The organism is uncultured Campylobacter sp. (assembly GCF_938040115.1).
In the GTDB taxonomy this organism is placed as follows: Bacteria; Campylobacterota; Campylobacteria; order Campylobacterales; family Campylobacteraceae; genus Campylobacter_A.
Window position 1 is genome coordinate 1 of record NZ_CALHXD010000177.1, and the last position, 2,836, is coordinate 2,836.

Below are 2,836 nucleotides of genomic sequence, written 5' to 3' on the forward strand. Positions count from 1 at the left end.
TTATCTTTGCGCTTGGTGCACCTGCGCTAAATGCAAAAGAGCATAATAGCATAGACGCGCACAAGGCGAGAAACGCTTTATGTTTCATGCGAATTCCTTTCGGATGTCAAATTTACAAATTTAACTGCAAATTCGGCTTTAAATTTAAAAGTACCGCAAGCCGAATTTTCAAATTTAACTTTAAATTCAGCCTGCGATTAAAATAAAATTTGCAAGTATTTCGAGGCGATTTTTGGGGTTGCGCGGCTAAAATTTTGCGCAGGCTAGACAAAATAGTCTGCCAAGCAAAATTTTAGCAAGCTCCGCAAAAAGCGTCCGAAAGACGCCACAAATTAGCCTATATTCTCACCAGCTATCATACCAAACGTTAAGCAGTCAGCTATCGCCACGCTACCTAAGCGGCTGGCTCCGTGCACGCCGCCGGTGATCTCGCCTGCAGCAAATAGTCTAGGGATCGGCATCTCGGTTTTTAGCGAGATGACCTGGGCTTTGGTATTGATGTCGATACCGCCCATCGTGTGGTGGAGCTTCGGCGTGCCGCGTATAGCGTAAAAAGGCGGTTTAGAAACGTCATAGCCGTCAGTAGTAGTTTTATCTAAAGGCTTGCCAAAGTCATCATCTTTGCCTGCTTTTACGAAGCCGTTATAGCGCTCGACGGTCTTTTTTAGCTCATCGGCTGGAATTTTATAAAATGCCGCAATTTCATCGATGCTATCAAATTTTTTTAAAATTCCCGAATTTAAAGGCTTTTCGAGCTGCTCGGGAAGTAGGGCTTTTACGCCGTTTGCGTCGCAGAAATTTATCGGATAGTTGCCGTCGGTACCGATGACCTTAAACATCGCCTGAGCCCTAGTGCGGCGGTCGGCTAGCTCGTTCATATAGCGTTTGCCCGTTTTAGGGTTTACCGAGATGCCGTAGCGGAAGCTTGCATTTACGTTAAACAACGAACCTACTCCGAAACCTTTTTCATCTGGGCAAGCCCATGGGCCAAACTGTATCCAGCTAAGCTGCACGGGAATCGCACCGATTCTAAAGGCTTCTTTCATCGCGCCCGCCGTAGCGCCGGGATGATTTGTGCTATCCGTTTCTTTGGTTATCGAAGGGTCTTGCACCTCTCTAAAAAATACGTCGCGACAAAATCCGCCCGCTGCCAAAACTACGCCTTTTTTGGCTTTGATCGTCTTTTTCTCGCCGCTTGTATTTTCGACATCGTCTTTTAGACTATTTGGGTCAAATTTGTAGTTTTCTCTGATAATTACGCCCTCTACGCCGCCATCCTCGCCTAAAACGAATTCATCAAATTTTGCTCTTTGTCTAAGCTCCGCACCCTGTAAATTTTTAAAATACTCGACCATCGGCTGAACGATGCCCGAGCCGCTGCCGTTAGTAGTTTGAACGGTTCTTGGGACGGAGTGACCTCCCAGATGCGAGAGTTTATCTATGTATTTTACGCCGCATTTTATGGTGAGCTTATACGCGTCTTGCGCGCGGGTAGCGATGGTATCGATGAGATCGACGTGGTTTAGGCCCCGACCCGCTTTCAGGCAGTCTTTGATAAAAAGCTCGTTGCTATCTTTCACGCCCTCTGCTTTTTGTTTGTCGTTATTGGGCACTGCAAATAAGCCGCCGTTGATGACGCTGTTACCGCCGACGCGTCCCATTTTTTCTAGGATTAGGACTTTATTGCCTTTTTCGGCTGCGGTGATGCCTGCGGCAAGCCCCGCAAAGCCGGAACCAACGATGACTACGTCCCACTCTTCGTCAAATTTGACGTCTTTAGCGTTAACCGCAGCATTTGCGTTTACGGAGCCGAGCGCTAAAGCACCCGCGCCAACTAGGCTCATTTTGAGCAGATCACGTCTTGAAACGTTTTCCATGATGTCTCCTTTATTTTACCGTTATACGGTTTTTTTCAGATGCCTAATTTTGGAGTTATTGTACCAAAAGTTAAATAAAAGCAAAATAATATTATTTAAAAATTGTTTTTAAATTTTAAAAAACCGCCGCAGCCAAAAAGCCGCTTATCGGCTGCTTACTAGTTCTAAATTTAGACAAATTTTAAATTTAAATCTCTACATAAAATTTTGTGCGCTATGAGAGCGTGTATCCTTTGCCGGATAAAAGACCCGCAAAGCAGGTCTTTATTTCTCGCAAAGCTTGCCGCATGCGTCGGCGCGGCATCTGCTGCAGTGAGTCATTTGATGAATGGAGCCGCCGATCAGCTTTCGCATGCTGCGAATTTCTTCATTCGAGGGCGATTTGATATTTGCAAAAGGGGTGCCATGCACGGGGATCATCGCCATGCAGTTCATAATATCGACCTGCCACTCTTTGGCTTTTTTCGCGATACGTGGGACGTGATCCATATTGATGCCGGGGATTACGACCGTATTGATCTTTACGATCATGCGGGCTTCTTTTAGCTTGCGGATCCCCTCCTCTTGGCACGCTTGAAGGATTCTAGCCCCCTCTTCGCCGTGATAAATTTTGTTTTTGTGGCGCACCCATGCATAGACTTTGCCGCCCACTTCGGGCGTTACGGCATTAACGGTTACGGTCACGTGGCTCACGCCGATACGCACGATATCATCCACGTGCTCGGGCAAAGATAAGCCGTTTGTGGATAGACAAAGTAGGGCGTGAGGGAAGCGGGCTTTACATTTTTCAAAAGTCGCTAGGGTCTTGTCGGCATCGCACATAGGATCTCCGGGTCCTGCGATACCTATGACTGAGATATCTTGTCTAAATTTAAATAGATTTTCCACGTATTCCACGGCCTCATCCGGGCTTTGCACTCTCCCCGTTACGCCGGGGCGATTTTCGTTGGCGCAGTCGT

3 protein-coding genes are annotated in these 2,836 nt (G+C 46.9%); 1 reads left to right on the plus strand and 2 read right to left on the minus strand.

All coding sequences use genetic code 11. The features are described 5' to 3' along the window. Positions 1-206 (plus strand): hypothetical protein (locus tag Q0314_RS06305; RefSeq protein ID WP_298057592.1); only part of this gene is annotated, 206 nt, incomplete at its 5' end. A 126-nt stretch (positions 207-332) separates the two neighbouring features. Here Q0314_RS06305 and Q0314_RS06310 read toward each other — a convergent pair. Both Q0314_RS06310 and Q0314_RS06315 read right to left on the minus strand, forming a co-directional pair. Further along, entirely contained in the window at positions 333-1,877 is a 1,545-nt protein-coding gene (locus Q0314_RS06310; RefSeq protein WP_297914995.1) for a flavocytochrome c, read from the minus strand. Positions 1,878-2,141: 264 nt separating this feature from the next. Next, a partial coding sequence (locus Q0314_RS06315) for a radical SAM protein (RefSeq protein ID WP_298057594.1) occupies positions 2,142-2,836 on the minus strand: 695 nt, incomplete at its 5' end.

What these genes read in the sequence shown, in the direction of transcription:
- Q0314_RS06310 (WP_297914995.1), bottom strand. Translation starts at nt 1,877, where the DNA reads ATGGAAAACGTTTCAAGACGTGATCTGCTCAAAATGAGCCTAGTTGGC.